This window comes from Streptomyces sp. RP5T (assembly GCF_003933965.1).
GTDB lineage: Bacteria > Actinomycetota > Actinomycetes > Streptomycetales > Streptomycetaceae > Streptomyces.
In genome coordinates, this window is the sequence record NZ_RSAJ01000810.1 from 1 (window position 1) to 3,047 (window position 3,047).

The 3,047-nt window shown below is 71.0% G+C and carries 5 protein-coding genes and 1 pseudogene; 2 read left to right on the forward strand and 4 right to left on the reverse strand.

What is annotated here, in order from left to right; translation table 11 throughout:
- A pseudogene (locus EHS43_RS41360) lies at positions 1-276 on the forward strand (sulfite exporter TauE/SafE family protein); the annotation flags it as partial.
- Positions 277-304: 28 nt separating this feature from the next.
- Here EHS43_RS41360 and EHS43_RS41365 read toward each other — a convergent pair.
- The 4 genes from EHS43_RS41365 to EHS43_RS41380 form a co-directional block, all read right to left on the reverse strand.
- Positions 305-721, reverse strand: a complete 417-nt coding sequence (locus tag EHS43_RS41365) for an SsgA family sporulation/cell division regulator (protein ID WP_125195653.1) — start codon at positions 719-721, stop codon at positions 305-307.
- Between the two features lie 148 nt (positions 722-869).
- Positions 870-1,529, reverse strand: coding sequence for a DUF5063 domain-containing protein (locus EHS43_RS41370; RefSeq protein WP_125195654.1), 660 nt, complete (start codon positions 1,527-1,529; stop codon positions 870-872).
- The gene (gene recR, locus EHS43_RS41375; protein ID WP_007383602.1) at positions 1,522-2,121 is read right to left on the reverse strand and encodes a recombination mediator RecR; all 600 of its coding nucleotides are present in this window, start codon (positions 2,119-2,121) and stop codon (positions 1,522-1,524) included. The genes EHS43_RS41370 and recR overlap by 8 nt, the downstream gene beginning before the upstream one ends.
- A 79-nt stretch (positions 2,122-2,200) precedes the next feature.
- Positions 2,201-2,545: a YbaB/EbfC family nucleoid-associated protein gene (locus EHS43_RS41380; RefSeq protein ID WP_125195655.1), complete on the reverse strand. Its 345-nt coding sequence runs from the start codon at positions 2,543-2,545 to the stop codon at positions 2,201-2,203.
- Between the two features lie 253 nt (positions 2,546-2,798).
- Here EHS43_RS41380 and EHS43_RS41385 point away from each other — a divergent pair.
- Positions 2,799-3,047: SLATT domain-containing protein (locus EHS43_RS41385; RefSeq protein ID WP_125195656.1), on the forward strand; the 249-nt coding region annotated here is incomplete at its 3' end.

Below are 3,047 nucleotides of genomic sequence, written 5' to 3' on the forward strand. Positions count from 1 at the left end.
CTCTACGCCGTCAACGCGGGCTGGACGGTACGGGAGTTCGTCCCGAACGCGATGTTCTACGGCGTGGTCGTGAACGCCTTCTCGGTGGCGTCCAACGGGGTGCCGGGGCTGCGGGGCCCGCAGTGGGCACTGGTGATCGCGGCGATGGCGGCGGGCGCCCTGATCGGCAGAGGGCTGGCGCCCCGCATACCGGAGAACCGGGCCCGCCTGCTGGTGCTGTCGCTCGCCCTGCTGGGCGGGGTGACAGCCGTGGCGAAGGGGCTGTGGGGGCTGTGACCGGTCCGCGCCGGCCACCTGCCCCGTGTCACACCCGGCCCCCGAACAACGCCACCAGCCCGTGGTCCAGTTCGGCCCCCACCGTCTCCTCGTCCGGGGCGACGACCGTGTACGTGCGGGCCAGGAAGCGGGTCAGGTCCGCGGTGGTGAACCGGAGGACGGCGACGCCCTGTGCGGCGTGGAACTCCACGCGGGTGTGGGCCGGACCGGCCGGGCGGACCCGTACGGTGCCGATGCCCGACGGGGCCCGCAGGCCCTCGGCGAGCAGGACGCGGGCGTACGTCCACGTCGTGGCCTCGCCGTCGACCGTGACATGGGGCGGGAAGTCGATGTGCACGGCCAGCGGGTCACCGGAGGTGTAGCGCAGGGTCGCGGGGATCGCGATCTCCTGGCCGGTGGCCGTGATCAGGCGGGCGCCTGTCGGCTGCTGGAGGGTGACGTGCATGCGGGGCTCCAAGTCGGCGGGGGTGTGAGCAGCCGGGTGTGGCCGTCGTGCAGTCAGACCACCCCAGGTGCCCACGCATTACGCCGTTCCGGAAGCCGCCGTGCGTGACTCGCGTCACATCGGCTCCGGGAGCCCCGCGCGGGAGCGGCTACTTGGCGGGGCGCAGCCCCAGCGGACCCGCGATCTCCTCCACCATCACCCGGCCCGCCTCGATCTCCAGCGTCTCGTCGCCCATTCCCTGGTCGGTGTCGAGACCGTCCAGTTCCGCCAGCGGCTGGTTCAGGCGCACGTGCGCCACCACCGACTGCAGGGCGCGCAGGGTCGCGGACGCGGTGGAGCCCCAGTTGGAGAAGTAGGAGAACTGCCACCACCACAGCGCCTCGCTGGTGCGGCCCGCGCGGTAGTGGGCCATGCCGTGGCGCAGGTCGGTGATGACGTCGGTCAGGTCGTCCGAGATCCGGGCCGGGACCGGGGCCTTGCGGGGCTCGTAGGGGTCGAAGACCTCGGAGTAGACGTCGATCGGTTCCAGCAGCCGGGCCAGGTTCTCGCGGAGCTCGTCCACGTCGGCGTCCGGGCCCGTGTCGGGCTCGTAGCGCTCGTCGGGGACGATGTCCTCGTGCGCGCCGAGGCGGCCGCCGGCCAGCAGGAGCTGGGAGACCTCCAGGAGCAGGAAGGGGACGGCCGAGTCGGGTTCGTCGCCCTTCGCCACCTCCATGACGGCCACCAGGAAACTCTCGACCTGGTCGGCGATCTGGACCGCGAAGTCGTCGGGGTCCTGGGCAGTCGCGTGCAGTGTGGCGTCAGACATCTAGGAGTCGTCTCCCCTCGAAGGCGCGGCCGAGGGTCACCTCGTCCGCGTATTCCAGGTCGCCACCCACCGGGAGGCCGCTGGCCAGGCGGGTGACCTTGAGGCCCATGGGCTTGATCATGCGGGCGAGGTACGTCGCCGTGGCCTCGCCCTCCAGGTTCGGGTCGGTGGCCAGGATCAGCTCCGTGACCGTCCCGTCGGCGAGCCGGGCCAACAGTTCCCGTATGCGCAGATCATCGGGTCCTACACCCTCGATGGGGCTGATCGCGCCGCCGAGGACGTGGTACTTGCCACGGAACTCCCGGGTGCGCTCGATCGCGACCACGTCCTTCGGCTCCTCCACCACGCAGATGACGGAGAGGTCGCGGCGGGGATCCCGGCAGATGTTGCACAGCTCTTCCTGGGCGACATTGCCGCAGGTCGCGCAGAAGCGGACCTTCGCCTTGACCTCCATCAGGCACTGCGCGAGCCGGCGCACGTCCGTCGGCTCGGCCTGGAGGATGTGGAAGGCGATCCGCTGGGCGCTCTTGGGACCGACGCCGGGCAGCCGCCCCAGTTCGTCGATGAGGTCCTGGACCACGCCTTCGTACAACGGACTGCCGTCCTTCCTGGGTTCCTTGCGATACGTACGCTAGTTGGCCGACACCGGACTCCGGAAGACGGGCCCCCTCCTAGAAGGGCAGACCGGGGATGCCGCTGCCGCCGCCGAGGCCCTGGGCGAGCGGGCCGAGCTTCTGCTGCTGAAGGGTCTGGGCGTTCTCGTTGGCCGCCTGTACGGCCGCCACGATCAGGTCGGCGAGGGTCTCGGTGTCCTCCGGGTCCACCGCCTTCGGGTCGATCCTGAGCGCGCGCAGCTCTCCGGCGCCGGTGACGGTGGCCTTCACCAGACCGCCGCCCGCCTGGCCGTCGACCTCGGTCCGGGCGAGTTCCTCCTGCGCGCTCGCCAGGTCCTGCTGCATCTTCTGGGCCTGCTGGAGCAGCTGCTGCATGTTGGGCTGGCCACCACCGGGGATCACGATCAGCTCCTGTGTCGGTACGGCTGTGCGGGCGAGGTTTTTCCTCCCTGGCACGAGCCTACGTGGTCGGGACGGGCGTCGCCCCAGCACTCTTTCGAGTGAGTCGACGGGGAGTCCTATACCTGATCAAGGCCCACTTCCGAGCGGAAAAGCGACCAAAGCACCCCCTTCGCCACCCATTGGGCGGTAGGAAGGATCCCCGCACATCAGCATCAGGCGTCACGCAGGGTGACCGATCAGTAGGGAGCGCCGGGTGGGTCAGCCGGAGATGCAGCCCGAGGGCCCGCCTCAGGACGGACGGGCCGATCTGGCCGGGCGGACGTTTCCGCTCGGCGACTGGGGCGAGCCCGCCGTACGGCTGGACGAGCTGTACCGGTGGGTGGAGCACGGGGCGCTGGAGACGGCGTCCTGGTATCTCGCGGACCGGGTGGGGAAACGACGCTGTGCGCGGGCCCTGCGGACCGGGGCCGCGCTGGGGGCGGTGACCGGGGCCGTACTGCCG

Bases quoted from the DNA above. Each gene is read 5' to 3' on its own strand.
- EHS43_RS41370 (WP_125195654.1), bottom strand. From the start codon at position 1,529: ATGTCTGACGCCACACTGCACGCGACTGCCCAGGACCCCGACGACTTC.
- EHS43_RS41365 (WP_125195653.1), bottom strand. From the start codon at position 721: ATGCACGTCACCCTCCAGCAGCCGACAGGCGCCCGCCTGATCACGGCC.